The sequence below is a fragment of the Sporosarcina sp. A2 genome, from assembly GCF_050858885.1.
GTDB lineage: Bacteria > Bacillota > Bacilli > Bacillales_A > Planococcaceae > Sporosarcina.
The window spans coordinates 741,308-767,990 of sequence record NZ_CP193898.1 but is presented as its reverse complement, the minus strand read 5'-3'; the positions used below and the strand labels follow the sequence as shown (position 1 = coordinate 767,990).

At 41.8% G+C, this 26,683-nt stretch carries 31 protein-coding genes; 7 read left to right on the top strand and 24 right to left on the bottom strand.

Going from position 1 to position 26,683, the window contains the following annotated elements; genetic code table 11:
- Nucleotide 1: 1 nt before the first annotated feature.
- The 10 genes from rsmH to ACRPI0_RS03390 all read right to left on the bottom strand — a co-directional run bounded on the left by rsmH (nucleotide 2) and on the right by ACRPI0_RS03390 (nucleotide 8,164).
- Complete coding sequence (gene rsmH / locus ACRPI0_RS03435; RefSeq protein ID WP_432354881.1) at nucleotides 2-934, bottom strand: 16S rRNA (cytosine(1402)-N(4))-methyltransferase RsmH; 933 nt, start codon at nucleotides 932-934, stop codon at nucleotides 2-4.
- 55 nt (nucleotides 935-989) lie between these two features.
- Nucleotides 990-1,421 (bottom strand): division/cell wall cluster transcriptional repressor MraZ, encoded by a 432-nt coding sequence (gene mraZ, locus ACRPI0_RS03430; protein WP_432354880.1) that lies wholly within the window; start codon nucleotides 1,419-1,421, stop codon nucleotides 990-992.
- A 182-nt stretch (nucleotides 1,422-1,603) separates the two neighbouring features.
- Nucleotides 1,604-3,211, bottom strand: a complete 1,608-nt coding sequence (gene bshC / locus ACRPI0_RS03425) for a bacillithiol biosynthesis cysteine-adding enzyme BshC (protein WP_432354879.1) — start codon at nucleotides 3,209-3,211, stop codon at nucleotides 1,604-1,606.
- Nucleotides 3,212-3,298: 87 nt separating this feature from the next.
- On the bottom strand, nucleotides 3,299-3,691 hold the full coding sequence (locus ACRPI0_RS03420) for a DUF3397 family protein (RefSeq protein ID WP_432354877.1): 393 nt from the start codon (nucleotides 3,689-3,691) through the stop codon (nucleotides 3,299-3,301).
- Nucleotides 3,688-4,578, bottom strand: coding sequence for a 2-dehydropantoate 2-reductase (locus ACRPI0_RS03415; RefSeq protein ID WP_432354876.1), 891 nt, complete (start codon nucleotides 4,576-4,578; stop codon nucleotides 3,688-3,690). Before ACRPI0_RS03415 ends, ACRPI0_RS03420 begins: the two co-directional genes overlap by 4 nt.
- Before the next feature lie 58 nt (nucleotides 4,579-4,636).
- Nucleotides 4,637-6,190 carry an acyl-CoA carboxylase subunit beta gene (locus tag ACRPI0_RS03410; protein WP_432354875.1) on the bottom strand — a complete coding sequence of 518 codons (1,554 nt, stop codon included), beginning with the start codon at nucleotides 6,188-6,190 and terminating at the stop codon, nucleotides 4,637-4,639.
- Between the two features lie 26 nt (nucleotides 6,191-6,216).
- Entirely contained in the window at nucleotides 6,217-6,432 is a 216-nt protein-coding gene (locus tag ACRPI0_RS03405; protein ID WP_432354874.1) for a biotin/lipoyl-containing protein, read from the bottom strand.
- Nucleotides 6,433-6,566: 134 nt separating this feature from the next.
- Nucleotides 6,567-7,322: an enoyl-CoA hydratase/isomerase family protein gene (locus tag ACRPI0_RS03400; protein ID WP_432354873.1), complete on the bottom strand. Its 756-nt coding sequence runs from the start codon at nucleotides 7,320-7,322 to the stop codon at nucleotides 6,567-6,569.
- A gap of 110 nt (nucleotides 7,323-7,432) precedes the next feature.
- Nucleotides 7,433-7,606, bottom strand: a complete 174-nt coding sequence (gene rpmF / locus ACRPI0_RS03395; RefSeq protein ID WP_025785164.1) for a 50S ribosomal protein L32 — start codon at nucleotides 7,604-7,606, stop codon at nucleotides 7,433-7,435.
- 24 nt (nucleotides 7,607-7,630) lie between these two features.
- Nucleotides 7,631-8,164, bottom strand: a complete 534-nt coding sequence (locus ACRPI0_RS03390) for a YceD family protein (protein WP_432354872.1) — start codon at nucleotides 8,162-8,164, stop codon at nucleotides 7,631-7,633.
- A 130-nt stretch (nucleotides 8,165-8,294) separates the two neighbouring features.
- Between ACRPI0_RS03390 and ACRPI0_RS03385 the strand changes: the two genes are divergently transcribed.
- The gene (locus tag ACRPI0_RS03385) at nucleotides 8,295-9,509 is read left to right on the top strand and encodes a nucleotidyltransferase (protein WP_432354871.1); all 1,215 of its coding nucleotides are present in this window, start codon (nucleotides 8,295-8,297) and stop codon (nucleotides 9,507-9,509) included.
- A 1-nt stretch (nucleotide 9,510) separates the two neighbouring features.
- Here the strand turns inward: ACRPI0_RS03385 and ACRPI0_RS03380 are convergent, their stop codons facing one another.
- Nucleotides 9,511-10,599 carry a SepM family pheromone-processing serine protease gene (locus ACRPI0_RS03380; RefSeq protein ID WP_432354870.1) on the bottom strand — a complete coding sequence of 363 codons (1,089 nt, stop codon included), beginning with the start codon at nucleotides 10,597-10,599 and terminating at the stop codon, nucleotides 9,511-9,513.
- A gap of 121 nt (nucleotides 10,600-10,720) precedes the next feature.
- Between ACRPI0_RS03380 and ACRPI0_RS03375 the strand changes: the two genes are divergently transcribed.
- Nucleotides 10,721-11,611 (top strand): hypothetical protein, encoded by an 891-nt coding sequence (locus ACRPI0_RS03375; protein ID WP_432354869.1) that lies wholly within the window; start codon nucleotides 10,721-10,723, stop codon nucleotides 11,609-11,611.
- A gap of 123 nt (nucleotides 11,612-11,734) precedes the next feature.
- Here the strand turns inward: ACRPI0_RS03375 and coaD are convergent, their stop codons facing one another.
- Nucleotides 11,735-12,214, bottom strand: a complete 480-nt coding sequence (coaD, locus tag ACRPI0_RS03370; RefSeq protein ID WP_432354868.1) for a pantetheine-phosphate adenylyltransferase — start codon at nucleotides 12,212-12,214, stop codon at nucleotides 11,735-11,737.
- 9 nt (nucleotides 12,215-12,223) lie between these two features.
- Nucleotides 12,224-12,772 (bottom strand): 16S rRNA (guanine(966)-N(2))-methyltransferase RsmD, encoded by a 549-nt coding sequence (gene rsmD / locus ACRPI0_RS03365; RefSeq protein ID WP_432354867.1) that lies wholly within the window; start codon nucleotides 12,770-12,772, stop codon nucleotides 12,224-12,226.
- Nucleotides 12,773-12,869: 97 nt separating this feature from the next.
- On the opposite strand from rsmD, the gene ACRPI0_RS03360 reads away from it, so the two are divergent.
- On the top strand, nucleotides 12,870-13,265 hold the full coding sequence (locus ACRPI0_RS03360; RefSeq protein ID WP_432354866.1) for a DUF7147 family protein: 396 nt from the start codon (nucleotides 12,870-12,872) through the stop codon (nucleotides 13,263-13,265).
- A 2-nt stretch (nucleotides 13,266-13,267) separates the two neighbouring features.
- On the opposite strand, the gene ACRPI0_RS03355 is transcribed toward ACRPI0_RS03360, so the two are convergent.
- Entirely contained in the window at nucleotides 13,268-13,546 is a 279-nt protein-coding gene (locus ACRPI0_RS03355; protein WP_432354865.1) for a YlbG family protein, read from the bottom strand.
- A 125-nt stretch (nucleotides 13,547-13,671) separates the two neighbouring features.
- Between ACRPI0_RS03355 and ACRPI0_RS03350 the strand changes: the two genes are divergently transcribed.
- Nucleotides 13,672-14,451: a glycerophosphodiester phosphodiesterase gene (locus tag ACRPI0_RS03350; protein ID WP_432354864.1), complete on the top strand. Its 780-nt coding sequence runs from the start codon at nucleotides 13,672-13,674 to the stop codon at nucleotides 14,449-14,451.
- Nucleotides 14,452-14,508: 57 nt separating this feature from the next.
- Here ACRPI0_RS03350 and ACRPI0_RS03345 read toward each other — a convergent pair whose 3' ends face one another.
- Entirely contained in the window at nucleotides 14,509-14,952 is a 444-nt protein-coding gene (locus tag ACRPI0_RS03345) for a YlbF family regulator (protein WP_432354863.1), read from the bottom strand.
- 62 nt (nucleotides 14,953-15,014) lie between these two features.
- Complete coding sequence (locus ACRPI0_RS03340; RefSeq protein WP_432354862.1) at nucleotides 15,015-16,445, bottom strand: UDP-N-acetylmuramoyl-L-alanyl-D-glutamate--2,6-diaminopimelate ligase; 1,431 nt, start codon at nucleotides 16,443-16,445, stop codon at nucleotides 15,015-15,017.
- Nucleotides 16,446-16,530: 85 nt separating this feature from the next.
- Between ACRPI0_RS03340 and ACRPI0_RS03335 the strand changes: the two genes are divergently transcribed.
- Nucleotides 16,531-17,298 (top strand): aspartate kinase, encoded by a 768-nt coding sequence (locus ACRPI0_RS03335; RefSeq protein ID WP_432354861.1) that lies wholly within the window; start codon nucleotides 16,531-16,533, stop codon nucleotides 17,296-17,298.
- On the opposite strand, the gene ACRPI0_RS03330 is transcribed toward ACRPI0_RS03335, so the two are convergent.
- Nucleotides 17,295-18,368 carry a CAP domain-containing protein gene (locus tag ACRPI0_RS03330; RefSeq protein ID WP_432354860.1) on the bottom strand — a complete coding sequence of 358 codons (1,074 nt, stop codon included), beginning with the start codon at nucleotides 18,366-18,368 and terminating at the stop codon, nucleotides 17,295-17,297. The genes ACRPI0_RS03335 and ACRPI0_RS03330 overlap by 4 nt on opposite strands.
- Nucleotides 18,369-18,573: 205 nt before the next feature.
- Between ACRPI0_RS03330 and ACRPI0_RS03325 the strand changes: the two genes are divergently transcribed.
- Nucleotides 18,574-18,939 carry a YugN family protein gene (locus ACRPI0_RS03325; protein ID WP_432354859.1) on the top strand — a complete coding sequence of 122 codons (366 nt, stop codon included), beginning with the start codon at nucleotides 18,574-18,576 and terminating at the stop codon, nucleotides 18,937-18,939.
- A gap of 96 nt (nucleotides 18,940-19,035) precedes the next feature.
- The gene (gene ytvI, locus ACRPI0_RS03320) at nucleotides 19,036-20,094 is read left to right on the top strand and encodes a sporulation integral membrane protein YtvI (RefSeq protein ID WP_432354858.1); all 1,059 of its coding nucleotides are present in this window, start codon (nucleotides 19,036-19,038) and stop codon (nucleotides 20,092-20,094) included.
- A 58-nt stretch (nucleotides 20,095-20,152) separates the two neighbouring features.
- Here the strand turns inward: ytvI and ACRPI0_RS03315 are convergent, their stop codons facing one another.
- The 7 genes from ACRPI0_RS03315 to cyoE all read right to left on the bottom strand — a co-directional run bounded on the left by ACRPI0_RS03315 (nucleotide 20,153) and on the right by cyoE (nucleotide 26,667).
- Entirely contained in the window at nucleotides 20,153-20,614 is a 462-nt protein-coding gene (locus ACRPI0_RS03315; RefSeq protein WP_432354856.1) for a DUF420 domain-containing protein, read from the bottom strand.
- Nucleotides 20,615-20,645: 31 nt separating this feature from the next.
- Nucleotides 20,646-21,494: a cytochrome c oxidase assembly factor CtaG gene (gene ctaG / locus ACRPI0_RS03310; RefSeq protein WP_432354855.1), complete on the bottom strand. Its 849-nt coding sequence runs from the start codon at nucleotides 21,492-21,494 to the stop codon at nucleotides 20,646-20,648.
- Nucleotides 21,495-21,697: 203 nt separating this feature from the next.
- Nucleotides 21,698-22,045 (bottom strand): cytochrome C oxidase subunit IV family protein, encoded by a 348-nt coding sequence (locus ACRPI0_RS03305; protein ID WP_432354854.1) that lies wholly within the window; start codon nucleotides 22,043-22,045, stop codon nucleotides 21,698-21,700.
- A gap of 1 nt (nucleotide 22,046) precedes the next feature.
- The gene (locus ACRPI0_RS03300) at nucleotides 22,047-22,673 is read right to left on the bottom strand and encodes a cytochrome c oxidase subunit 3 (protein WP_432354853.1); all 627 of its coding nucleotides are present in this window, start codon (nucleotides 22,671-22,673) and stop codon (nucleotides 22,047-22,049) included.
- Nucleotides 22,673-24,547, bottom strand: a complete 1,875-nt coding sequence (gene ctaD / locus ACRPI0_RS03295; RefSeq protein ID WP_432354851.1) for a cytochrome c oxidase subunit I — start codon at nucleotides 24,545-24,547, stop codon at nucleotides 22,673-22,675. The genes ACRPI0_RS03300 and ctaD overlap by 1 nt, the downstream gene beginning before the upstream one ends.
- A 37-nt stretch (nucleotides 24,548-24,584) precedes the next feature.
- Complete coding sequence (gene coxB / locus ACRPI0_RS03290; protein ID WP_432354850.1) at nucleotides 24,585-25,649, bottom strand: cytochrome c oxidase subunit II; 1,065 nt, start codon at nucleotides 25,647-25,649, stop codon at nucleotides 24,585-24,587.
- Nucleotides 25,650-25,746: 97 nt separating this feature from the next.
- Nucleotides 25,747-26,667, bottom strand: coding sequence for a heme o synthase (gene cyoE, locus ACRPI0_RS03285; protein ID WP_432354848.1), 921 nt, complete (start codon nucleotides 26,665-26,667; stop codon nucleotides 25,747-25,749).
- Nucleotides 26,668-26,683 lie beyond the last annotated feature (16 nt).

Here is a 26,683-nt window from a genome sequence, read left to right as displayed (position 1 = left end):
TTTACGTTCTCTCAGCTATCCGCAATTTTGCAGAGCGTGCTCGTTTATTCGCTTCTATTTCTTCATCACTTGGCAACATCGGTTTGCGTGTTATCAGCTTTAACTTAACGTCTAATCCTTCAGGTATTACTGGCAAGTTAGGTGGCAGTTCTGGAAGGGATGATGCTTCTTTAAAGATTGTTTTACACAGTCGATCTTCCAAGGAGTGGAATGTTATGACACTAATCCGTCCTTCAGGATTAAGTAAATCGATAGCATCAGTTAGCGACGTTTCAGCAGCTCCTAGTTCATCATTAACAGCGATTCGAATTGCTTGGAATACTCGTTTTGCAGGATGACCACCGGTTCTTCTTGCAGCTGCAGGTATACCTGTTTTAATGAGTTCTGCCAATTCTGCTGTAGATTGAATAGGCTTTTCAGCACGAGCTACTTCGATTTTACGAGCAATACTTTTAGAGAATTTCTCTTCGCCATAGCGGAAAAAGATACGAAGAAGGTCTTGGTAGCTCCATTCATTCACCACTTCATAAGCAGTTAGTGGAGCTGAAGTATCCATTCTCATATCTAATGGAGCATCGTGATTATAACTAAACCCGCGCTCAGGTGTGTCCAATTGTGGAGAAGAGACACCAAGATCGTACAGAATTCCATCCACAGATTCGATATCAATTTGATGAAGTTCGTTTTTAAGTTCACTAAAATTAGCGTGTATGAATGTAACTTGGTCCAAATACTCACTTAATGTTTCTTGAGCTGCTTCAATTGCAGTCATATCTTGGTCAAAACAAATGAGCCTTCCATTTGCCGATAAACGCTTCGCGATTTCCTTACTATGACCTGCGCCACCAAGCGTACAGTCGACATAGATCCCGTCAGGTTTTATAGCAAGGCCTTCAACAGCTTCGTGAAGTAATACAGTTGTGTGATCGAACACTGGTACCGCCTGCTTTCCAAAATTTAAATCGTTCTACTAATTATAACGTGCAGCGTCAGAAGTCAAAGTCCATGATGTTCTCTGCGATGTCATTGAAGGATTCTTCAGATTGCTCATAATACGTCTTCCAATTTTCATCGGACCATATTTCGAAGCGTCCAGAAACACCGATAACCATACAATCTTTGGAGACTTTCGCATATTCAAGTAGTGAAGATGGAATGTTTACGCGTCCTTGCTTGTCCAGTTCTACTTCAGTTGCACCGGAAAAGAAAAAACGTGTGAACGCTCGGGCGTCTTTTTTAGTCACGGGTAGCGCTTTCAACTTCTCTTCTAACTTTTTCCATTCATTCATTGGATAGCCGAAGAGACAATTGTCAAGTCCGCGAGTCAACACAAAACCTTCCGCAAGGTCTTCCCTAAATTTTGAAGGGATGATCAAACGGCCTTTTGTATCAATTGTATGCTGATATTCACCCATGAACATACCCTTCACCCCACTATATAAATTTAATGTACCACATCCCCCCACTTTCCTCCACCTATTTCCCAAATTGCAATGAAAATGTATCAATAGTACTTCATTCAGTGCGTTTGTGACGAATATTACAAAGAAAAGCATCTCCATTTGCACAGTATGCGTGCACTAGAGATGCTTTAACAGATTCGTTATAAGTAAATTACAACATGCTGCCCATTTATAGGTAATGTTTCATTTAGTAAATCATCAATTAACGTGGGTCCGTACGTATTTAAATATGGATATGGCGTATACGTACGCTCTTGCAGATTACGTTCAGGATATAAATCCCCTTCAATTAAACTGTAATTCCGAATTGCCGCCGCGTATTTTCTTAGCAATGCGTCTTCGGCTTTGTCTTTCAAGTATGTTACCTGCCGTAAATGGAACGCGCGATTTTTTTCAGTGAGGCTAGCAAGATCTACATCAGTAATATGTTCTGCCATTTTATCGTATTGAGATTGAATGCTAGCTTCTGTATCCTTTAACAATTGATTGAGGGTATTATCTTGATGCTCCTCTAAAAATTGAGCTCTACGAATAATGACTCCCCCAGCCATTACGTCATCAAAAGACAAATCGGCTTTTTCAAGAGCCCTTTGTGTTTCTGGAGTAACTAATGTCATTGATATTCTTGGGACTAAAATAGGCATCTTCATATCGAAATGGTGGAATGCATCTTTTAACAGTGCCCAATATGCGATTTCCCCGGGCCCCCCGACAAATGCTAAAACCGGGAATACCATGTCTTGCATTAGCGGTCGCGTTGCAACGTTATTGCTTAGTAGCCATGGGGACTCTTTGGCAACGGTTAATAACTCCTCTGTTGTAAACCGAACTCCAGCTGCATCATTGACAAAGAGATCTTTTTCTCGAGTAAGTAACACTCGTCCAGTTTCATGGACATAAAATAAATTCGCAGCATCATTAGTTGCTTGAATTGGTGTTCCAAATCCTTTTTCTACGAATAATCGTTCTGTTTTCACAATCTTCTCAGCAACTACTTCAGACTCTGTAATGAAATTTTCGAAGTACTCTCTCTCCAGCATACGAAGGGATTTATCTGCTGCATCTATTAGAAGAAGTCCGTGCTTTTGGAATAAGTGGTTCATGAGTCTAACGAAGAAACCTGTGAATGTCTGCTCGTGTTTTGCAGCGTTTAAGACTTCCTCTAAAAGTTGCTTCGTATTTACAGTTTCTTCATAGTCACGGAATACTAAACGGATGTACTCCTCCATTCGTCCGTTGTCATAAACAGTGTCCGATGCCATTGTTTTAAAAACAAAGCGTTCAGGATACTGCTGTTTCACCGGACGACCATCCTGCTCCGTGAAAATATGATTGATTTCATCCAAATCATGATCTTCTCCCGCTACCCAAAATACAGGAATTACGGGTACATTCAGCTCGTTCCGTTGTTGTTTGGCAAACAAAATAACGGTAATTGCCTTGTGAATCGAATAGAGCGGACCCGTTAATAAACCAGCTTGTTGCCCTCCTATTACGACAATCCCATCATTTGAAAGTTCATCCAAGTGAGTAGATGCAGCTTCTGACACACCAAACGGCTCCATATACGAGCGGATCGTGCGCGCAAGTTCATTTCTCTGAAACGAACGGTTTGTTAACTCTGCTAATCGCTGACTATAACTTCCCTCGCGATTTGTGTAGTCGAAGAACGTTTCATTAAAACTTTTGTTAGTCTCAAACGCTTCCATAACGGCGCTTTTATGCACATTTCTTGATGTGATTTCCATCTTTCAAGCCCCTTTTTTCACTATCTTTTATATGGAATGAGTATATCACTCTGCTGCGATTGTTTAAAAACATACGCTTACTTCCGGTCACTTCACGATAAACTCAACAACTGTTTTCACGAGGCCTCCAATTAGTAACGTTATGTATAGTAAAGATAAAATCACAAATAGCACTCGCCACATATTGCGCAACATGAACTGGACGCGAAACTCTTTGCTCCGTAATCTCTCTAAAACTGCAAAACCAATCCCAGTTAGGAGTACAGCAACTACTAGCATGATGCTAGATTGAGTGCCGAAAGTCATTCTAAGTAATAGGGTTACTGCTAGAAACAAAAAAGGAACTGTTGAGTCTGCCGCAATTCGAAAAGACTTCACAGAAGAGCGACCGCTAATTTTAGCACTCATAAAGATAACAATCGTTAACACATACGGCACTAAAATGATGAGCGCTAACAAGAACTGCAACAACTCTTTCATGCACGATCCACCCTTCCGTCAATAGCGTTCAATAATTTCTCCATCAAATATAAAACTGGCATTTCTTCTTCATGACCTTCTAGAATCGCATGAATAATCGTATCAATCTCCATTGGTACTTTGTTACGTCTATCATTGAACATCGATGACTGATTTTCTGCTGTTTTTTTACAAACTTCTTCAACCTGCGAAAAAGAGACAGCCTTTGCCACTTGCGGATAAACCATTGCAATCTCTTCATACACACTCCTCATTACATCGTGGGCATAACTATTTTCAAGGATCTCTCCATTTTTCATTTCAAGAATTGTCGTTATAGGATTGATGCAACAGTTGATGATTGCTTTTTCCATCAACATCTGAAACGCATCGGAATGTCTATGTATAGGAAACTGGAGGGATTGAAGTTTCAAAAGCTCATTAGAAAGCTCGGGACTTCCTTTAAGTTCAGCTAGATTCATGACTCCAAACCCTTTGTGAATAATCGTTCTATCGTCTTCCTTCAGTGCACCATGTGTCAATGAACCGATTGCTACAGAAGGAACCGAGGTTTCACGCCCGACCTCCAAATGACGTAATCCATTTTGAATGAACAACAAATGCCTTGGTTCTGCGTGAGCTTCCAATTGCTCAATGATGGATGTGAGATCTCTAGACTTCACAGCTATAATCCACAGAGCATTACATGGTGCTAGCGATAGTCGTGAAAAAGCATCTACTTGAAATACAGTAGATCGTCCATCTACGATTCTATTCAAACCTTTTTCACGCAACTGTGCGGCCTGTTCTTCTCGTCTTGTATAAAACGCAATCGATTGACCCGTTTGCGCAAAGTACGATCCAACCAAGAGTCCCATTGCTCCTGCACCGGCAATTACGATTTGCATGTCCGTCCCTCCTATCTAAGAGAAAAGTCCGCCAATTGGCGGACGATTATCTGCTTCTTTAAACCGGGTAAACTGGATGTTTACGAGGGGGTTGCGGAATGTTTTTCGTACTATATAGTTCAAATCTCGTTGCAAGAACCGCTCGTAAATCAGAAGGTTTTACGATTTCATCGATAATCATTTCTGACGCTAATCGGTATATATCGATTTCTGCTTTGTATTCCTGCTGTTTCTGTTGAACATATGCACGACGTTCTTCAGGATCTTCAATAGCTTCAATCTTATTTGAATAGACAGCATTAACTGCGGCTTCCGGTCCCATCACGGCGATCTGAGCAGTAGGTAAGGCAATGCATACATCCGGTTCGAATGCAGGGCCAGCCATGGCATACAGTCCAGCTCCATAAGCTTTTCTGACAACGACAGAAATTTTAGGCACCGTTGCTGAACTCATGGCCATAATGAGTTTTGCTCCGTGGCGAATGATTCCTTCCTTTTCCACTTTCGTCCCAATCATGAACCCTGGGACATCCGCAAGAAACAGCAAGGGAATCGAAAATGCATCACACAGATTTATGAACTTCGCACCCTTGTCGGAAGAATCTCCGAACAGCACGCCACCTTTTGCTTTTGGTTGGTTTGCAATAATCCCAACGGCTTTACCATCGATACGAGCTAGACCTGTAATCAGTTCTGGTGCAAACTTCTTTTTCACATCAAAGAAACTACCTTCGTCAATTAGTGTATCAATTGCTTCATACATGTCGAAGGGTGCATTTTGATTTTCAGGAATGATCTCTTCTAAGGAACGACCCAATTTCGCTTCAACTGTTTCAGCTATTGGAACAGGCTCTGTAAAGTTTGCTGGGAAGAATGCAAGATATCGTCTTGCTTCAGAGATCGCCTCTTCTTCGTTTTCAGCCAATACATCCCCACATCCACTAACTGAACAATGCATTTCTGCGCCGCCCATTTCTTCTAATGAAACTTTTTGACCGATGACTTTCTCCGCCATTCTTGGAGAACCTAAATACATCGAGGCATTCCCTTTCACCATGATGACCAAATCGCAAAAAGCAGGTATGTACGCCCCACCAGCCGCAGACGGTCCAAACAGAACGCATAGCTGCGGGATGAACCCAGATAATCTCACTTGGTTATGAAAGATTCGCCCGGCCCCTCTACGGTTCGGAAACATATCCAACTGATCCGTAATACGTGCTCCAGCAGAATCCACTAAGTACAACATAGGTACCCGATGCATTTCCGCGGTTTCTTGTATGCGAATAATTTTTTCTACTGTGCGAGATCCCCATGACCCTGCTTTAATTGTTGAATCATTTGCCATGACACAAACTGTCTGGCCGCCCACTTTCCCCATCGCGGTAACGACACCATCTGCAGGTAAATCTCCTGCTTCACAATTTGCAAAACGACCGTCCTCTGTATATTCTCCATCGTCAAACAGCAGTTCAAGACGCTTTCGCACAAACATCTTTCCTTGTTGAGCTGCTTTTTCATGATACTTTCGTTGACCGCCTGCAAAAATTTTCTCGAGTTGCTGTTCCAACTTCTGGTTGTACCCCTTTTGTTCTTCCGTATTGTTCGTCATGCAAACTACCCCCTTAGCTGTTCTACTTAGTCTTCAAACGTTAAGATGACGTCGCCTTCGTCCACGAAATCTTCTTCTTTAACTACGATAGAAGCTACTTTACCGTCCATATCTGCTTCTACAGGGATTTCCATCTTCATTGATTCAAGGATAACAACGACATCCCCTTTTTTCACTTCTTGTCCTACTTCAACTTCAATCGTGAATACTGTGCCTGTCATTGTAGAAAGTACTTGTGCCATATTCGTTTCCTCCTCGTCATTTGTTCGAACAGATAGATGAAATCCATTTATCTACTTACTAGTTTATCTGAACATTGAAACCGTTTTCAACTATTCTCATATCTTTTGAATATTCAATCTATAAAAATTACCGTTTAGCGGTTGCGAAATTGCCGAACAGCTTGATGATGTTCCTCCGACTCCCAAAGGATCGCACAGTGCTGGCACTCTTGAATCATACGATTCCGTAAGTCTGTTTGTTCCCATTTCCGGATTGCAATCGCTTTATAAGCTCTTAATACAGAAGACTCGATATGAGAGAATTTTGTAGTAAATCGGTCGAGCGCAACTTGTTTTTCCCCCATAAAGGTATCTGTAATCCATCCCCACTCTAGCAACGCATCCGCTGAGTAAACTCGAGCTTCCGACAGGAGTTGAAGAACTTTATTATGGTCTCCTTCTTTTTCATAGAGCAACGAAGCCCCACCCCACCCAGTAGTAATCGCAAGAGTCCCTTGAATGAACCCTGCTTTAGCTCCGGACTTCATCAAACGATAATCGCATGCTGAGGCAATCTCACAACCCCCACCAACAGCAGCACCATCCATCAAAGCGACGACTGGCACTGGTAATGTCGCAAGTCTGTATAAGAGTTCAGTCATGCGTGAAAGCATAGGAAGTGCTTGAGCGGTTGTTTCTAGAGTATGAAACTCTCCTAAGTCGCCACCTGAGCAAAAAGCTTTTCCACCTTCAGATGTAATCACACCCCATTTAATCGAATGATTTTGCTCAATTTGGCTGATAAATTCCTCTAACCCATCCATCACGTGATGGTTCACTGCGTTGCGTACTTCAGGACGTGTAATTGTAAAGGTAACAATCTCCGGATCAGATGTAATTGTATATGACATGAGTGGTCCTCCCCTTATTTTTATGTATAAAAAAAAGACTACCGTGAGCCATGGTCTCACGGTAGTCTTTAGATAGCAAATGCTATCAAGGAGTTGCGGCAGAATCTTGCTTATTCGCCTACAACGACTTTCCCTTTGTATTGACCGCATGACTTACAGATGCGGTGTGCCAATTTCATTTCACCACAGTTTTCACAAGTAGTCATACCTGGAACTTGTAACTTGTAATGTGTACGGCGCATATTCTTTTTGGTTTTAGATGTTCTTCTCTTTGGTACTGCCATTAGAGGGCACCTCCTTTATTTCGACTAGTCGTTATCGGATTCAAAAAATCTTGCTAAGCCTGCAAGTCTAGGATCCGTTTTCTTATCCTGTTCTTCTGCCAATTGTAGATTGTACTCTTCGTCAGTCGCATACGACCAACCCGTGCCGGAGGCTTCCGTCATGGCATCCGCATCATCACAGTAAACCTGTAATGGTACTTCCAAAAGAATGAGTTCTTGAAAGACTGGCATCGGATCGACCATATCTCCCGTAATCGGGTGAATTTCGTCATCCTGTGCTAGCACGTCTTCATCCCAACTATATTGCTCGTCCGACTCAATCGAGAACGGAAAATGAACATCTTCCCATGTGCGTGCACAGGGTAATGTCAACGAACCTTCAAGGTGGAAATGAAACGATATCTTTTTAGAACCTACTGTACAACTTCCTGTTAACTGAACAGGTGAAATCGCCCGAATTTCCGGGTTTCTTTCCCTTACAGATCCAAGATCAACCACTTCGTCAAGCGGCATTGCTCCCTGCCTGAACTTACGCAATTGATGAATTGACCATTTCATGCCTATCACCTCAAGACAACACTTTTGATTATATAGCGGATAAAAAAAGATGTCAAGATATTTTCTTGTCACTTGTTCGCTTAGTTCATTATACTAAAAGAATAGAAATACACAAACAGGAGTGATTTCCATGAACGCCGTTGGCATTGTCGTAGAATATAATCCTTTCCATAACGGACACTTGTATCATGCTGCCTCTGCAAAAGCTCAAACAGAATCCGATCTAGTTATTGCAGTGATGAGCGGAAACTTCTTGCAACGTGGAGAACCTGCACTCATCGACAAATGGGCACGCACACAAATGGCTCTAGAAAACGGTGTAGACATCGTATTTGAGCTCCCTTACGAATGCGCCACTGCACACGCACCTTCTTTCGCATCAGGCGCCATACAACTATTAGATGCAGCTGGCTGTTCAAGTTTTTGTTTCGGGAGCGAGAATGGAACAATCGCACCGTTCACCACGACGCTGAACCGCATCGCTTCAGTCCAACCTCAATATGAATTTGTCATCCGTGAATCTATTCAACAAGGAATGAGTTATCCGAGAGCACTTAACCAAGCATATTCTCAACTAATACATTCATCCGAAGCGGAACAAGACATTGTTGACTTGTCGTTACCAAACAACATTTTAGGATTTCACTACATGGAGGCTGCAAGAACGATCAATTCATCGATGTTACCTGCAACTCTTCCACGTCTTGGGGCTGGGTACCATGATGATGTCACGCACGGTGTACCGATTGCCAGCGCGACAGGGATACGGAAAGAATTTTTCGAAAGCGAAAACACCGAAAACATTCGTCAATTCGTGCCTGATTCTTCTTATGACGCTTTGAAAGATTGGCTCAACACTCGAGGGCAGTTCGGTAGCTGGGATCGATTTTATCCGATTCTCAGATTTCAAATAATTCGCGATGGACCTAGTCAACTCGCTTCAATTGCCGATGTGACAGAAGGAATTGAAAACTTATTATACAAAGCGGCTAAACAGGCTACGACATTCCAACAGTTCATGGGGATCGTGAAATCTAAACGGTATACATGGACAAGGATCCAGAGAATGCTTACGCATATCTACACAGGTTTTACTTATCAGAATCGATTATCCATGCAGGCTCCTGATCATTTAAGATTGCTTGGCATGACACAAATTGGGCAAGCTTACTTAAAAGAAAAGAAAGATGAGATGAAGTTGCCTGTAGTGAGCCGCCTCGCTAAATTCGAAAGTGACTCTACTCAATTCTCTGCATCTGCTACGGATCTCTACGCTTTCGGAATCGATCCGGTTCATCCACTGCTAGGAATGGATTATCGGATGCCTCCGATTAGAATCTTATAAATCATTTTTTCGGTTTCAACTTTTCTAAATAGCTCAACGCATCATCTACAGTTTTGACGGGTACGATTTTCATTTTCGTACCTATTTTTTTCGCAGTTTCTGCGGCTTCTTCATAGTTGCTCATAATCCCCGGGTTTGCGGCTTTCACTTCTTCAGGCAGTTCGTCATCCGGTGCAAAGAATATCTCCATGCCGTCGCGGTCCGCAGCCATCACTTTAAAGTCAATACCACCGATTCGACCCACTGTTCCGCCCGGAAGCATTTCACCGGTACCAGCAATTGTATACCCCTTGGTAATATCCGACATGTCCAACTGATTTATAATTTCCAAAGTAAACATCAGTCCCGCGGACGGCCCACCGATTTCAGCCGTATTGAAGTTCACTTTCGGAATCGTTTTTAAGGAGCGATCTTCTAAAAACTGAATACCTAGCCCAACTTTTCCTTTTGCACCCGGAATTTCTTTCAACGTAATATCTGTGTTAAATTTTTTCCCTTCGCGTTCTGCTTCTACTTGAATTACATTCCCTTTTCGCTGATCCGCTACGTAAGTAGCAAACTGATCCGGTTCCAACAGTGGTTTACCATCTACCCCGACCACTCGATCCCCTGCTATTAATTTACCGTCTGACGCACTATTTTCCACAACATGTTGAATGTAAATACCTGCAAAGTCTATTTCCACAGGCTTCCCTGCTTTTTCAAAAGCAACTGTAATGGCGTTAAACTGTGAATCACTCATCAAACGTAATTGACGCACATTGTATTCCTGATCATTCTCTCCATGACGTCTAACCTTATTCGCCGGGAGCAACTTCATTTTGTCTGAAACCTTCGACCATACGTACGTTGCAGGAGTTGCTTTACCCACTGAAATCGTCATCAAACTAAACGTTCCTGTATCTTTTTCATCACCATCTTCAACTTTAACAAGTGGTGAAAGTTCATATGCTCCACCAGGTTGAGACACGTAACTGTCTAGTGGATAAATCATAAACAAAGCGATTAAAACAGTTAGCATTGCGGTGATCCCGATTCGTTTAATTGTAATTTTACTTGCACCTCCATTAATAGCCTGTACTTCGTTCACATATGGTTAAGTGTACCATCTGAAAAATGCATGACACAATAATTTTTGCTCAAGCTTTTCATCTCATACAGAAAGGAGCCGCAAGCATGAATGCCACACTGTTTATCCTTGCAAGAAACCATTGATTAACGTCGTCGTGATTTGGGCGCTCATTGCATTATTCATCTTACAACCTGGGATTGCTCATGACGGAGCGGAAACAGGTGTGAAATTGTTTGCAACAGCCCTGCTTCCTTATTTACTACCCTACATCATTCTAACCCAATGGCTCTTAAAATTACCCGTTTCAAAAAATTCTTCTCCTGCTTGGATGCGCTATTTGAAAGCTTATACACTCGGATCCTTCGGAGGATTTCCTGTAGGCGCGGTTACAGTGAGTGAAATGAAGCGAAGCGGACAACTTTCTAGATATGAAAGTAGTCTTCTTTTAGCTGCGTGTCATGCTCCAGGTCCGATGTTCATTGTTGGATTCGTAGGGCTAGAGTTATTCGGAAACTCCATGTCCGGTTGGAAGTTGCTCATTGCCATTCACGTAGCTAATATCATCTTTTTCCTTTTTGTTCTTAGGTTGATGTCATCGCAACGCGCTAAAAATGACGGACCGCCAAGCACTCCTGTATTCACACCAAGTAAGGCTCCTTTGTTAGACGCTTTTAAAGAAAGCTCGTCCATCATCATTTTAGTGGCGACTACTGTAGTGTTTTTTTCATCACTGGGTAGTGTTTTAACCAATGTGATCCAGGCTGCCGCTTCTGTTGAAATGGGAATTGTAAAAACTGTAGTATTGGCAATCTTTGAAATGACCTCAGGCGTACAATCTGCAACGCAGCACTTTTATGGACAACCGATTTTCCCGTATTTAATTGCAGCTATCCTTTCGATTAACGGCCTGAGCATCCACATGCAAGTATTCGTCATCGCCCGTGCTGCTGAACTATCGCTTAAACCTTATGTCATTGGTCGTATTTGGAGCGTTTTAACCGTCCCAGTATTCTTATATATACTTCTCTAAAAAACGATTTCTAACTCTAGAAGATTTTCTCAATTACTAGGCACCTGTTTTTTGTAAAAGGATCTATGCCAATAAATAAAAAAAAACAATGGGTACGGCAATCGCCATCCCATTGTTTCCTACTTATGTATACACTTTTTTTAGCGCACGATTGACCGTCTCTGGAACGAGTGCGGATACATCGCCACCGTACTTCGCTACTTCTTTAACGATACTAGAACTGAGGAAGGAATACTGATTTTTCGTCATGACAAAAAATGTTTCGATGTCTTCATCCAAAAAGCGGTTCATCGAGGTGATTTGCATCTCATACTCAAAATCCGATACAGCACGCAATCCTCTAACAATTGCAATAGCATTAATGGTTTTTGCATAGTCGATAAGCAGCCCCGAGGATGAGTCAATCTTAACAGATGGATACTCCGCAGTCGCTTGAGCAATAAGCTGTTGCCGCTCTTCGACACTAAATAACGGATTTTTAGATGAATTATTCATCACGACAACATGCACTTCGTCAAAAATCTTTACGGCTCTCTTAATAATATCGAGATGACCATTTGTCAACGGATCAAAACTTCCTGGCACTACAGCCACTCTAGACATGGTAGACCCTCATTTCTTATAAATAGTGATTGCACTTCCGCCATATACCGTCGTGCCTACGGATTCGAATGCACCATATGCTGTCGGTAGTGTCAGTTGTTTTTCGTGCTCACAAACAATAATTCCATCATCCGCCAACAAACCTTGTTCCACAAACTGTTCTGCTAAATTATAAAATTCCTCTTTTGCATACGGCGGATCTAAAAATAGCAAGTTTGCAACGATACCTTCTTTAGATAATTTTGATGCCGCTGTTCTTGCATCCCCTCGAACAATTCGAAGCTCTTCTGAGAACTTGCATTTCTCTGCATTTTCTTTGATGACTGTGCAAGCTTTAGAATTCTTCTCAAAGATCCACGCACTGTCTGATCCACGCGAGAGCGCTTCCAAAGTTAGCGACCCACTCCCTCCGAACAACTCTACCGCAACTCCACCGTCAAAAAAAGGGCCGATTTTACTGAACAAGGCTTCCTTTACTTTGTCTGAAGTGGGGCGCGTATCTGTACCTGTGATTGATTTCAAAGGGATTCCCCTTCTCGTACCAGCGATTACTCTCATAGTGTAACTCCTTTAGATCCACTTAAACCGGTCTGCAAAGAAGGCTTGAGCATGCTATGATGAACAAGATACTTTTTGAAAGGTGTGTGCATGACAAATGCGACAACAACGATTCATTGAACTCGGTGAAGGATACTCAGATATTTATGAATTATGTGAGCTTATAAAAACAAATGCGAGCAGACTTCAACGTACATTCCTATTCACAGCAACAACAAAAGAAGGCAAGCGTTGTCTATCTATCGCAGCTTCTTTCTCACCTGCTGGTGAAGGTGGATTTTATCCAATCTATATATGTCGTGAAGGAATTCCTTCAAAAGAAGAGAGTCCATCTAAACGACAACTGGTTTTTGAAGAAGCCGCTGCTTCGGTAGGTAGTAAGCCCATTCCGGTCGACCTCAAACACTCGTCTGAGTTTCCGGAAACAAAATTATTCTACCAGTACGTTACTGGTATCTTGCGACTCAATCACTTGTTACCACCACTCGACTAACGTTACAAACCTGTTTTGTAATCATAGTCGTATTCCTTGGCTTTGTCAGGACGTACATTTTCGTATTCTGTGCTCACAAAAGGTCGATATGAAGGAATTGCTTTCTTCACTGACGAGAGCTTCTCAACTTTACGAATAACGTCCTCGACGTCGTCTTGACTGCAGTAGAGGACAACATACTTCATGCGTCGTGATATATAGTGAACGTGTCCGTATTTACGGAACGATTTCGCCTGTTTCAAGTGATGGAGATAAATGATAACACCTTGACGATCAACCAATAGTATCCCTCTTTTCTTCCCCTAACAATACCATAGGTTTCAAAAGTGCTGCAACCAGACTTTACTGACAGTTCGTCCGATTTGCCTTATAATGAATGCAACAGTTCCAAAAGGAGGAAATAGACATGGGAAGAAAAACAAAATTAGCCCTATCTGTCGGTGCAGCTGGTGCAGCAGCATGGGCCGCCTCGAAAGCGATTATGCGTCCAACTGCTCGGCCAGGTAAAAAAGCGCTTTCATTTGAAGGCCCCATTGTAATCCAACAACTAGGAAATCTTCGAGATATAGAGCAACAAGCCGCGAAGGCTGCTTCTCTTGGCGTTCATGGTCTGTCTATGGATGTAAAACTAACTGCTCATGAAGAAATCATTGTAGTCAGCGGTAGCGAACCAGACGCATTGTCTTGTTTACTTAAAGATATGTTAGCATCCTATCCACATCTCCTTTTCCTCATACGGATAGCAGACTCACCAGACACTTATGAAGGAAGCCTAATGCCTTCTAAGTTGTGGAAACTCTTGGAAGAATGTGAGGCTCAAGACCAAGTCGCAGTAATCAGTAATTACGATGAACAAGTCGATCGGTTTAATTTGTATACGCAGCATCTTGCAGCAGTCGGTGCAGGTCAAGCGGAACTGAAGCAAGCCTACACAGCTTACACAAGTCGATTTGGACATTTATATCATCCTCGGACAGATCTCGTTGTGCTTGCTGGAAAAATCGGACCATTCCAACCAGCCAATGACGGATTCATCCACTTCTTAAAGAAGCTGAATATCGCAGTTTATGTAGAAAACACATCAAATGATGATGTCATTAAACTTGCACAAGCAGGTGCATCAGGATTCATAACGAATTCGCCAGAATCTGTTATGAAACTGTTAGATTCGTTGCTAGAACATTAAAAGGCAGATGGCTCAAATTGAGCCATCTGCCTTTTAATGTTCTTTAATGTAGATTAGTTATGCTGAACATGAGCAACCGCCACCAGTTCCACAACTTCCTCCACAAGAGGATTCTGTCACAAAGGTATTATCAGTTGGTAACTTCACAGATTCAGAGACGGAATACGCAATACTCGCACTGATTTCGTCCAACATATATTGGACATCATTCTCTGCTAACCGTAATGCTGCAACCTTCTCATTCATATCCAATGCTCGTTTGTCGAGCCGAATCGATTTCATTACTATATTATAATCCGGATGGTATCTTCCGAATCGTTGTACCTCTTCATAGCGGTCTTTCATCTCAGAAAAGTCCCGAATTTGTTTGACTAGATCTGGATCACTGTAGACTGCTTGATGAGTGGAACGATAATCGACTAATACCTCTGAAGTTAAAATCATCTCTGCCAATTCGTCTGTCTGTTCGATGATGGCAAGCCATTCGTCGGTCATCATCATAAGTGATTTCCCCTCCATTCCTCTTCATTGTACCAAATAGAGGGAGTAAACGCATCACATGATTACTCTTGAACGGTTTCCAACTGCTTAAGTGCTGATAATGCTTCCTCATAATCGGACATGACAAGTTCGACTCCTGCGACAAATTGAACTTTTTCGTGGCCCTTCCCTGCAATCAGGATAATATCGCCAGGATCACTAGTTACGATAGCTTGATGAATCGCCTTTTTTCGGTCTACTTCCACTAGGATTGACGATGGATTCTGAACGCCTCTCATAATATCTTCCACAATCACCGCTGGATCTTCACTTCTAGGATTATCAGATGTAAGCACAACAACATCACATATCTCCTCGGCAATCTTTCCCATGAGCGGACGTTTTTGTTTGTCGCGATTCCCGCCACAACCGAATAGACAAATCAGTTTCCGAGGGTTCAAACTTTTCATGGCTTGTAGCACTGCTAACAAGGCATCTGGGGTATGTGCGTAATCGATATACACTTCTCTCCCTAAATTCGGTAGACGTTGCATGCGTCCTTCTGGGAGGGTTAGTACATCAAACGCCTCAAAAATCTTTCTTTCAGAGAAACCTAGCATATTGACAACACTCGCTGCTGCCATGGCGTTCAATCGATTATGCTCTCCAGGAGGCAACATACTGACCAATTCTTCGGATGGCATGAATCCATTCGCCACATTTCTTCCAAATAACTGAATAGGTACCCCGGCATCTTTTACTAAATTCATACACTCTACGTCTTCGCAATTTACCAGCAGGGTTTCGGATAACGTAGTTAATATCTTTTTCGCTTGAATATAGGATTTCTTACCACCATGCTCGTCAAAATGATCCTCACCAATGTTTAAATAAACTCCTATAGCTGCACGACAATGCATCAATCGGTCCATTTCCAAACCAAGTGAAGATGCTTCCAATGCGATATGCGTAACCCCTCTATCTACACACTTACGTAATAACGGATGCAAATACTCTGCTGTTAGTGTCGTCAATTGAGGAGTTACTTCTTCGACCTTCTCTCCATTAATAAAACATCCAGTCGTCCCTAGAACCGCTACCTTGACGCCGAAATGTGTAAGTAATTGACCAATGAAATGAGTCACAGTTGTTTTACCATTGGTTCCCGTCACAGCTACTATCGTCAGTTCTTTCGCAGGCTCGCCAGCGAGTTGCGCACTACAATGAGACAAAAACTTTTTGCAGTCAGGTACTGTAACAATTGTTGCCCCCCTAGCACACCACTGCGCAAGTTTATTTTCTGAAACGGTCCGATCTATAATAATTGCGGCTGCTCCCATCTCTATTGCACGACACACAGAGTCGAGACCATCGAATTGAGCTCCTTTTCTTGCGAAAAACAAAGATTTCTCCGTGATACGTTCAGGATGCTCTGTAACTGTTTCAACAGAAACATCACGCCACTTGCCTTTGATTGTGCACGGCCAGTCTTTTAGCAATTCAATTAAGTACAAATCCGTTTCTCCTTCCCGAACGTTTTTCTTACGAGAGAATATAGTAAGAGTGAACATACCACAGCTTATGAAATGAACCGTGTGAATGTCACGAAGAAAGTTGGGAGACGAGATGATTATTCAAAAGTTTGGTGGCGCAGCGATGAAAGATCACGCGATGCGCCGTTTATGTATTGATCGAATCCAAGAAGGCATCTATTTGCATAATCAAGTAATTGCGGTCGTTTCTGCCATTGGTCGTCAAGAAAGCCCCTATTCAACAGATCGTCTGCTTTCAATTACACCTGCGTTTGAAGAATCTACAGCTGCATGGGATCTCGCTGCTTCTTGTGGAGAATTAATCGCATCTGCTGTACTTAGTGCAGAACTAGAAAAAGCCGGAATCCGAAACAAAGTAATGCACAGTGTGAATTCAGGAATACAGACTGTAGGGCCATTCGGTAACGCAACAATAGAGACCATCGAGACAAGCTCCATCGAAAAAGATTTGCAGGATTATTCCTGTTTGATTATTCCAGGTTTCCAAGGTATGAGTGCAACAGGAGACTATATGACTCTCGGGCGTGGCGGGAGTGACCTGACCGCAATCGCACTAGGGAGTAGTCTGAAAGCATCCCATGTTGAATTCTTCAAAGATGTACCTGGCGTCATGTCAGCCGATCCCCATATCAATCCTAGCGCAAAAAAGTTCGCGACACTGACAATAGACGAATTTCTTCCACTCCTAGAATGTGAACGACCGGTTATCCAGCAACGTGCCGCCCTCTATGCAAAAAAAGCAGCAATTCCTCTTTGTGTAAGAGGAATTGCTGCTTCAGAAGAAGGTACTTGGGTAATTCCTAATTCCCTTTAGTCTTGTTTTGACGACTTCTCCACTTCTTGTATTAAGTTTTGCGTGTAGTAGTTGCCATACACACCCGTTCCAATATGCGTGAAGTTCTTATCTAGCAGGACCTCTTGGTGTGCAGGTGAGTTCAACCAGCCATGAACAGCTTCAATCGCATCTGTATAATTCAATGCAATGTTTTCACCTGCTTTTTTCACATCTATTCCTGCTAGTTTCAGTCGATTTGCTAGCGATCCTAATGTCGGTGAGTCTTGTGAGAAGTAGTTTTGTAAAGCCATCTCTTTACTATGTTCACGCGCTACCACTTGAAGCTGATAATCTTTCTTCAAGTTACTGAAACCATGATTCGCTCTATAAATATTTGTAATATCGAGTATTTGACGTTCTAATGCGCGGTCTACCGCCATCTGGTCTTTAGAGGAAGGTTTCTTCACTTCAACTAGATCCCCTTTATAGAAGAGATCATAAGGTTGCTGCATGACGAGCGTCACCGGGTCGATGAATCGAACACCTTCCAATTCCTCACCTTTTTCATCCATATACAACTGCGTGAAAAGACCTTCAGACTGTATTAACATCTTGTTCTTAATGTCATCCCCGTTTAAAACAAATGTATATTGGTTCTCACCAACTACTACTTCTAATTCAGATTCAATAATTGTACTACGATAGATATCCTGACTGCTTTGCCCGTTCTCATACGGATAAACATCAGCTTTAGTATCAGCACTATATATCTGATTCACCGTTCCATCATCAGTTATCCCTACCATAATCATTGGATTCGCCGTATAAATCCACCATTCAAAACCGAACACAGAAAGATCCTTGCGATCTGGCTCACCAAATTGCCCGACTACTTCTTTAGATGTCTTACCGACTAAAGTCGAGATTCCTTTTTCAGGACGTTTAGCATTTGTCATGCCTTGCTGTTCAAATCCTTCATTCCCACTTATGGCAGTCCCCGGTTGAACGGGGGATTCCAAGGGATCGTTCTCTCTGAAACCATCATCCCAAAAGTAAAATATTAGAAGAGCAATCAGCAATATTACGACCACTTTCCATATTCTTTTCATACCCCAACCCCCTCTTTCATCTAGCATCCGTGCATCTCATTACTACTATCTTAATCAACTTCAGTTGTCGAAGACATCCTTTTCGCCTCACCCCACGTAAATCCCCTCGCTGACACAATGTTGCCATTGCAACCGCCTTCCATTTGTTCTATGATTGTAGACGAATAGAAAACGATTTACTGTTGCATAAGGAGGAAGTTAATCAATGGATTTTACAAACACAGGTCTAGAAGAACTGGCTGTAAGCCTAACCGATCTTGAAGAAATCGCTAAAAGATATGACTTAGTTCTTGCTGGTCAGTGGGACTACGAACGTGTGACATTCGACAAAAAGTATACTGTCAGTGAAGGTATCTACTATTTGCGCGTGTACGGATTGACTCCTACTGGAGATGTCGGTAAGGATGAAGCCATCATTGAATTCATTACGCCTCAACTTGGAAAACATTATTATCCACATGGCGTTGAATACGGTGAGGATGAAATCTATCCTGCATTCGTCGTAAATGATAGCAAGAAAACATTAGCAGGCTTAGTGAAAGACCTACAAGCTTTCAATGTAAAAAAATAACTGCTTACCGGAGAATGTAATGTTCTCCGGTTTTTGTATCCATTTACAGATGTTTTGGCTATAATAGAAATAATACACGATTTGGAGGAATGCCGGGTGACGAAATGGTTAACAAAACGAACTTTCCTTATTCTAGTGACTGTGTTCCTTGCAGCCGCTGCTTTATTTTTTATACTCCCGGTTTCCATACCGCTAATTTTAGCATTGCTAACAGCATTGGTTATTGACCCACTCGTTAAATTAGTAGAGCGTAAGTTCAAATGGAAGCGAAAACTATCGGTAATCTCCGTATTCATTTTCGTTGTTTTACTTGTTTCAATCGGGATTTATTATACGGTGACATCATTGATCGGCAGAATAATTCAATTCACAAAAGATGCACCTGAATATTTAAACTCATTATCCGGTGTTTGGATTGATATGCAAGAAAAAGTTTTCAAATATACTTCTGGGATGCCCCATGATATTGTCGAAGCAACTCAAAAACAATTAACAGCTGCGCTCACTTCCTTCAAAACTTCCCTTCTTGAATTGTTGAGCTACGAAAAGATTATTGCACTCGCTTCTGAAATTCCAAATTTCCTCGTGAGTTTCATCGTCTTCTTAATTGCATTGTTTTTGTTTATGCTAGAACTTCCTCAATTAAAACAAGGTGCATTTAATTTGTTAACAGACCGCACCGCTGAAAAAGTTCGCTATATGACGACCAAACTAAATGCAACAGTAATCGGCTTCATGAAAGCACAACTACTTGTTAGTTTAATTATTCTAGTGGTCGCATTCATTGGTCTACTATTAATTGTTCCAAAGTATGCAGTCGTTATGGCGTTAGTCATTTGGATTATCGATGTAATTCCTATCTTAGGTTCTATTATCATTTTAGCTCCATGGTCTTTGTATCAATATGTAAGTGGCGATGTAGCTCTCGGAACGAAACTGGCAATTTTAGGTGCTGTGTTACTTATCATTCGTAGAACAGTGGAACCTAAAGTGATGGGCGCTCAAATCGGATTGTCTCCACTTCCTACTTTAATAGGAATGTTTATCGGGCTGAAGTTGTTCGGCGTACTTGGATTCTTTATCGGACCGATGGTCGTGATCCTCTTCACTACTGCAATTGAAGCAGGTATCATTAAAATGAATTTTAAAGTCTAGCTTGAATAAAACCATACAAAAACACGCATGTCCCAAATGGGTCATGCGTGTTTTTGTGTTAGAATCCTAAAATTGCTTTAATCATCGACGTTGTTTCTCCGCCTTTATAGAAAACGTAAAGCAACAAGTAGACAGCAACACCTGTTAGAGCTGCAAAGATCCACACAATGCTCGTTACAGGTCCTAAACGTTTGTGTCTTGGCAAGTTATTCTTCCATCCCGAAACTAGCGACAGAACCCCTAGTACCGCCCCAGAAGTGGCCAAACAAATATGGAAGATGAGAAACACCGTATAATAGACTTTAATGTTGTCCGGACCACCGAACGATGTATTCCCAACGATAATTGTACGGGATAAATAAATTACTAAAAACAAAAGCGCTGAAATAGATGCAGCTATCATTACATTTTTATGTGCTTGCTTACGCTTTTTGCGAATCAGTATCCATCCAATGACAACTAGAATACCCGAAATAATAATGAGCGCTGTGCTCAATGTTGGCAAAAAAGGCAAGTTCATAATCTTTCTCCATTTCTATTCAGATAGTTGATCAGCCGTGTGCAGTTAATTTCTTGCGATTGATCAAATCTTGACGTGTAATTTCATCTGCATTTTCTTGTTCATCTCTATACCAAGTAATGAAAATCTTACCGATGATGAATACGTACAACAATTCCTGAATGACTTTCATAATAATTCCACCAAGTTGCTGATCATAAAGGGTCGGCATACTCGTGAATAATTCAGGTCCTGAAATCGTTAATCCAGACAATGTACCCGCTGGCACACAAAGCGCCATCGCTTGAAGCCATGCTTCTCCACTTCTATACGTTTCATATACAGGGACATCCGCGAAGATAATTAGTGAGCACGCGGGCGTTAAAAGAATTGCACTTAACATAACATAGCCAATCTTTTTTAATCCATGTAACTGTGGCTCTCCAGGCAGTGTATTGAAAATCGGCCACCATAAGAACAGCGCAGATAGGAAGAGCGTCAGTGTAAAGGCTGTATGCAACGGTAAGCTGAGTTTAATCGTATCCAAAACCAGTGGATAGTGATTCAAAGAAAACATAATCGTAAAAGCAACTAAGCTAATAACCGGTTTTGTGAAGAAACGGATAACAGCAGCTACCTTCGGATAACTAAAAACTCTTTTCCATAAAAAGTTCGGAATTCCGATGATTAATAGCGGCGCAATCACTAAGAGCAATAGTGCCATCTGTCCCATATGTACAGAAAACAGAATATGACCCATTAAATCCATCGGAGAACCTTTTACAATATACAACAGTACAATCGCAGTTAGGAAGACAGTGATTTGTCGAGTAGTGACAGCTTCAGTTCCTTCAAAATGCGATCTCCACTTTTTCGTCAATAAAAAATATAAGACAGTCAAGAGGACAAGAAATATTAAAAAATATGGACTCCATAAAGCGCGGAAGCCAAATATACTTAACGGCAAGTGCCCCAGCTCCTTTTATAAGTTCTTTCCCCATTATAGGCTGTTCTAGTTGGTAACACAATGAACGTTCTTTGACATCGAAAAAAAATAAAAACCTCTGATCTAGGAAATTGCCTAGATCAAAGGTTTTTAAAAGCTTACCACCAAACGATTGTAGCGAAAGTCAGTGGAATTAGGAAAGCAAACACAGCTCCTGTAAACATGAACATTTGAGGAATACCATGTCCCTTATCTTTCATGTGCATGAAATAGAACAACTGCAATCCTACTTGAACTGCTGCAAAGAGGAAAAGGACAGGAACGAGTAAATACTTCGTAAATCCTTCTACTCCTTGCTGATAAGCCACGACGAATGTAAACGAGACAAGTGTCATGAAGATCATGAGTGAGAACATCATAATCTGACCACGCATAGTTTCCTTTGAACGGCGGATATAAAGATCCTGTTCAATAGGGGTTCTATTGTACATTTGTACTTCTGACATGTTATCCGATCACTCCCATCAAGTAAACTACCGTAAAGATGAATACCCATACGACGTCAATGAAGTGCCAGTAAAGTGAAAAAGTATAGTACTTAGTTGCATTATACAGGTTCAATCCACGTTTTCCATTACGGAAAAGTAACAAAGTTACCCATACAAGACCGATTGCTACGTGGAAACCGTGAGTTCCAACAAGAGTGAAGAATGCTGAACTAAATGCACTATTGCCAAATGTAAAGCCTTCTTTTACATAGTGAGTAAACTCGTAAACTTCAAGTCCTAGGAAGCAAAGTCCAAGGAATGCTGTAATGGCTAACCATAGTTGCATTTTCTTAAAGTTGTAATTTTTCATGTGGTACATCGCATACACACTTGTAAGTGATGAAGTCAAAAGTAACAACGTCATAACAAATACTAGTGGAAGCTGGTAAAGTTCTTGTGTTGAAAATCCGAAACCGCTTGGTCCTTTATTCTTCAACGCCATGTAAGTTGCAAATAATGTTGCGAATAGAATCGTCTCTCCACCAAGGAAGAGCCAGAATCCAACAAACTTGTTTTTTGCTTCAAGTGTTGCACGCTCAGGGTGTTCCGGCCAAGTTTCCGGAGTGAATTTTTTATTCAAATCCATCAGTTTTGACCCCCTTTACGATTCATATCACGCAGAATCTCTTCTTTTGTTACGTGGAACCCAAGATCATCTTGTAACGAACGTGCTGCCATGGATACGAATGTCCATGCAAGACCAAAGATGAGAAGTGGAAGTCCCCATGATGTTTCACTGTGGAACATTGCACCAAATCCAGCGATGAATAAACCGAATGTCATTAAGAATGGAATAATTGAACCATTCGGCATATGAATATCAGTTACTGGCTCAGCAAAGGTAAGACCAGTTTTGTTGCCTTCTTGCTTTTCAATCCAAAATGTATCAAGTCCACGAACGAGTGGAGTTTGTGTAAAGTTGTAGAACGGTGGTGGTGAAGGTATTGCCCATTCAAGCGTACGTCCGTCGCCCCATGGATCATTTCCAACACGTACATTTTTAACTGTTGTAATGATGATGTTGTAAACTAATACAATAACACCAATAGCCATTAATAACGCACCAACCGAACTGATGAGGTTCGCTGTATTCCAGCCTTGTCCGTCCATATATGTCCAAACACGACGTGGCATACCCCAGAATCCAAGCCAGTGCTGGATAAGGAATGTACAATGGAATCCAATAAAGAAGAACCAGAAAGTAATTTTACCAAGTGTTTCATTAAGCATTGTTCCAAACATTTTTGGCCAGTAAAGGTGTACACCTGCTAGGATCGCAAGCACTACCCCACCAACGATTACGTAGTGGAAGTGAGCAACAATGAAATAACTGTCGTGTAACTGATAGTCGAGAGGTGCAGCACCTTGCATAACTCCAGTAACACCACCCATTACGAATGATGGGATGAACCCAAGTGCATAAAGCATAGGAGTCGTAACGGAAATACTTCCGCCCCAGATCGTAAGAAGCCAGTTAAAGATTTTAACACCTGTTGGTACTGCAATTGCCATCGTCGCTACTGCGAAGATTGCGTTTGCTGTTGGTCCAAGTCCCACTGTAAACATGTGGTGAGCCCAAACCATGAATCCTAAGAAACCAATCAATACTGTCGCAAATACCATCGCCGGATATCCGAAAAGACGTTTACGAGAGAAAATTGAGAAGATCTCAGAGAAAATACCGAAGGCAGGTAAAATCAAGATATATACTTCAGGGTGACCAAATATCCAGAAAATATGCTCCCAGATGATTGTGTTTCCACCCATCGTATGATCGAAGAAGTTACCGCCAAACATACGGTCGAATGTTAAGAAGAACAAACCGACTGTAAGTGGTGGGAATGCGAAAAGGATCATTGCCGAAGCGACGAATGTCGTCCATGTAAACAATGGCATCCTCATATACGTCATACCCGGAGCACGCATATTAATAATTGTGACGAGGAAGTTAATCCCGGCCATCAGCGTACCACCACCTGCAATTTGGAGACCGATTGCATAGAAGTCAATTCCGTGTCCAGTAGAAGCAAGTGATAAAGATGCATAAGATGTCCATCCAGCATCAGGTACTTGCCCAACAAACCATGAAACGTTCAGGAACAATCCTCCGAAGAAGAACATCCAGAACCCTAACGAGTTGATGAATGGGAACGCAACATCACGCGCACCAATTTGCAGTGGCATAATATAGTTCATAAATCCAAATAATATTGGCATGGCAGCTAGGAAAATCATGGTTGTACCATGCATTGTGATTAAATCATTATATAGACCCGCACTTACTAGGTCGTTGTTCGGCTTTAACAGCTGGAGACGAATAATCATCGCTTCAATACCACCGACGACGAAGAAGAAACCGCCGCCAATGAGGTAAAGAATTCCGATCTTCTTATGGTCGACAGTTGTCATCCAATCCCAAAATGCCGCGCCGAATCCTCTTTTTTGAGCAACAGAACTCACGTTGTTTTACCTCCTCTTCAATATCTAATTACGTATATTACTGCTCTACAGACAAGCCAAGCAAGTATTCAGCTAAATCATCTAATTCTTGCTCAGAAAGCTGATTTTCAAAAGAAGGCATTATGTTGCCCGGTTTTACTTTTTGTGGATTCTTAATCCACTCTTTTAAATGTTCTTCGTCGTGTTCTAAGAAACCAGCTACACGGTTACGATCTCCGAATGCTGCAAGATTAGGACCTTGTGATCCACCTTCACCAGCTCCTGAAGTCGCGTGACAACCGATACAACTTTGTTTAAAGACTTCTTCGCCGGCTGCGTTTGCAACTACGTTACCATCTTTAGTACCTTGCATACTTTTCGCCCATGCGTCGAACTCATCACGTGGTAAAGTTTTCACTTTAAAGTCCATTAGTGAGTGAGATGGTCCACAAAGCTCCGCACACTTACCATAGAAAACTCCATCTTTAAGGCCTTCTGATTCCATATCGAAAGTCAGATAGAACTTATTTAAGTTTTCAACGTTCGTATCCAACTTACCACCGATTGCAGGAATCCAGAAGGAGTGCTTTACATCAGCGGCTTTCAAGTTAAAGTAAACTTTTTCTTTTGTTGGTACTACTAATTCTTGAGCCGTTATAATTCCAAGCTCAGGGTATTCAAACTCCCACCAATATAGCTTAGCTGTTACGTCAACAACAAGGTGTTTTGCATTCCCATCGTCATCGACTTCTTCCATTGCTTTTACATCCCCAAGTTTATACGTGTAGTACACGGTAGGGACAGCAAGGACGATAAGGAGGAGAATTGGAATGATTGTCCAAACGAGCTCCAATTTCTGACTTCCTTCAACCTGTTCAGGAATGAAATCATCGCCTAATTTCGAACGTCTGAAACGAATCAGTGCTACTACATAAATTACGACTACAACAAGAATGACGAACAACATAATACCTGAAGAAAGCATCAGTAATTTAAACTGATCTTTACCTACCTGACCAGCCGGTAGAAGCGTGGATAGTTCCTGTTGGCCACATCCTGATAAAAATACAGTCAGAACAGCTAACAAAGTAAAGAGACGCCATTTTTTGAGTCCTTTCATCATCGCTTCATAATCCCTCTCTTTCTAATAGTGTTTTCTTCCATCGAGGCGTGTAAACCTCTCTATAATGAATTCCTGTCAAAGAAAGAATTCCAAGCAGTTAGATGAAAATCGAAAAGATAATCATCGAGACAAATAAAATGGTCATGTAATTCAATGAATAGATGAACATGGACATCGCCCATTTCAAGTCGTCTTTCGCACTGAACCCTCTAATAGCGAGGAATAACCAACCTGCGTTTAATACAGTTGCTAAGATCAGAAACGCAGTTCCTAATTCACTTAATAAAAATGGTAGAGGAAATAGCAGCACAACCCATGCAAGCATCGATTTCTTTGTGCGAGCAAATCCTTTAACGACAGGTAACATCGGGATACCAGCTGCCCTATATTCTTCTGTCTTTTTCATAGCAAGCGCATAGAAATGAGGCGGCTGCCAGACAAACATAATAAGGAACAGTGCCCAAGCACCAAATCCAAGTGACGGATCTACTGCCGCCCACCCAATAAGTGGTGGTATAGCTCCAGACAAGCTACCGACAATTGTGTTAGAAACGTGTCGACGTTTCGACCACATTGAATACAACACAACATAACTGAATACACCAGCAAACCCTAGAAGACCTGTAGTGACGTTGGCTGAGAATAATAAGCCTTCCCCCACCGCAATGAACCCTAATGCCATCGCAAGTACAGCAGGAGCTTTAAAGCGTCCCGTTACAGTCGGCCGTGTTCGTGTGCGCGTCATAATCGGATCGATATCTCGATCAATCAAGTTATTAAGTGCTGCAGAACCTGCTATGATCAAGGCAGTGCCGAATAGCGTAGAAATCATAAGATCCAGTCTATGTACAAAATTAATGTTGGCAAACTGGAATGCCAGGAAGATACCTGTAAATGCAGTTATTAAGTTTGAGTTCACAATACCAATCTTAATAAGTGCTAAAAAGTCCTTTAAAAATGTTGGTGCAATTACAGTTTCAGGTACCGTCTGCGCAGCAGTCGTACGACTGTTTGACATTTGACTCCCCCTTTCA

Bases quoted from the DNA above. Each gene is read 5' to 3' on its own strand.
- mraZ (WP_432354880.1), bottom strand. From the start codon at position 1,421: ATGTTCATGGGTGAATATCAGCATACAATTGATACAAAAGGCCGTTTG.
- bshC (WP_432354879.1), bottom strand. From the start codon at position 3,211: ATGGAAATCACATCAAGAAATGTGCATAAAAGCGCCGTTATGGAAGCG.
- ACRPI0_RS03420 (WP_432354877.1), bottom strand. From the start codon at position 3,691: ATGAAAGAGTTGTTGCAGTTCTTGTTAGCGCTCATCATTTTAGTGCCG.
- ACRPI0_RS03415 (WP_432354876.1), bottom strand. From the start codon at position 4,578: ATGCAAATCGTAATTGCCGGTGCAGGAGCAATGGGACTCTTGGTTGGA.
- ACRPI0_RS03410 (WP_432354875.1), bottom strand. From the start codon at position 6,190: ATGACGAACAATACGGAAGAACAAAAGGGGTACAACCAGAAGTTGGAA.
- ACRPI0_RS03405 (WP_432354874.1), bottom strand. From the start codon at position 6,432: ATGGCACAAGTACTTTCTACAATGACAGGCACAGTATTCACGATTGAA.
- ACRPI0_RS03400 (WP_432354873.1), bottom strand. From the start codon at position 7,322: ATGTCATATACAATTACATCTGATCCGGAGATTGTTACCTTTACAATT.
- rpmF (WP_025785164.1), bottom strand. From the start codon at position 7,606: ATGGCAGTACCAAAGAGAAGAACATCTAAAACCAAAAAGAATATGCGC.
- ACRPI0_RS03390 (WP_432354872.1), bottom strand. From the start codon at position 8,164: ATGAAATGGTCAATTCATCAATTGCGTAAGTTCAGGCAGGGAGCAATG.
- ACRPI0_RS03385 (WP_432354871.1), top strand. From the start codon at position 8,295: ATGAACGCCGTTGGCATTGTCGTAGAATATAATCCTTTCCATAACGGA.
- coaD (WP_432354868.1), bottom strand. From the start codon at position 12,214: ATGTCTAGAGTGGCTGTAGTGCCAGGAAGTTTTGATCCGTTGACAAAT.
- rsmD (WP_432354867.1), bottom strand. From the start codon at position 12,772: ATGAGAGTAATCGCTGGTACGAGAAGGGGAATCCCTTTGAAATCAATC.
- ACRPI0_RS03360 (WP_432354866.1), top strand. From the start codon at position 12,870: ATGCGACAACAACGATTCATTGAACTCGGTGAAGGATACTCAGATATT.
- ACRPI0_RS03350 (WP_432354864.1), top strand. From the start codon at position 13,672: ATGGGAAGAAAAACAAAATTAGCCCTATCTGTCGGTGCAGCTGGTGCA.
- ACRPI0_RS03345 (WP_432354863.1), bottom strand. From the start codon at position 14,952: ATGATGATGACCGACGAATGGCTTGCCATCATCGAACAGACAGACGAA.
- ACRPI0_RS03335 (WP_432354861.1), top strand. From the start codon at position 16,531: ATGTCACGAAGAAAGTTGGGAGACGAGATGATTATTCAAAAGTTTGGT.
- ACRPI0_RS03330 (WP_432354860.1), bottom strand. From the start codon at position 18,368: ATGAAAAGAATATGGAAAGTGGTCGTAATATTGCTGATTGCTCTTCTA.
- ACRPI0_RS03325 (WP_432354859.1), top strand. From the start codon at position 18,574: ATGGATTTTACAAACACAGGTCTAGAAGAACTGGCTGTAAGCCTAACC.
- ACRPI0_RS03315 (WP_432354856.1), bottom strand. From the start codon at position 20,614: ATGAACTTGCCTTTTTTGCCAACATTGAGCACAGCGCTCATTATTATT.
- ACRPI0_RS03305 (WP_432354854.1), bottom strand. From the start codon at position 22,045: ATGTCAGAAGTACAAATGTACAATAGAACCCCTATTGAACAGGATCTT.
- ACRPI0_RS03300 (WP_432354853.1), bottom strand. From the start codon at position 22,673: ATGGATTTGAATAAAAAATTCACTCCGGAAACTTGGCCGGAACACCCT.
- coxB (WP_432354850.1), bottom strand. From the start codon at position 25,649: ATGATGAAAGGACTCAAAAAATGGCGTCTCTTTACTTTGTTAGCTGTT.
- cyoE (WP_432354848.1), bottom strand. From the start codon at position 26,667: ATGTCAAACAGTCGTACGACTGCTGCGCAGACGGTACCTGAAACTGTA.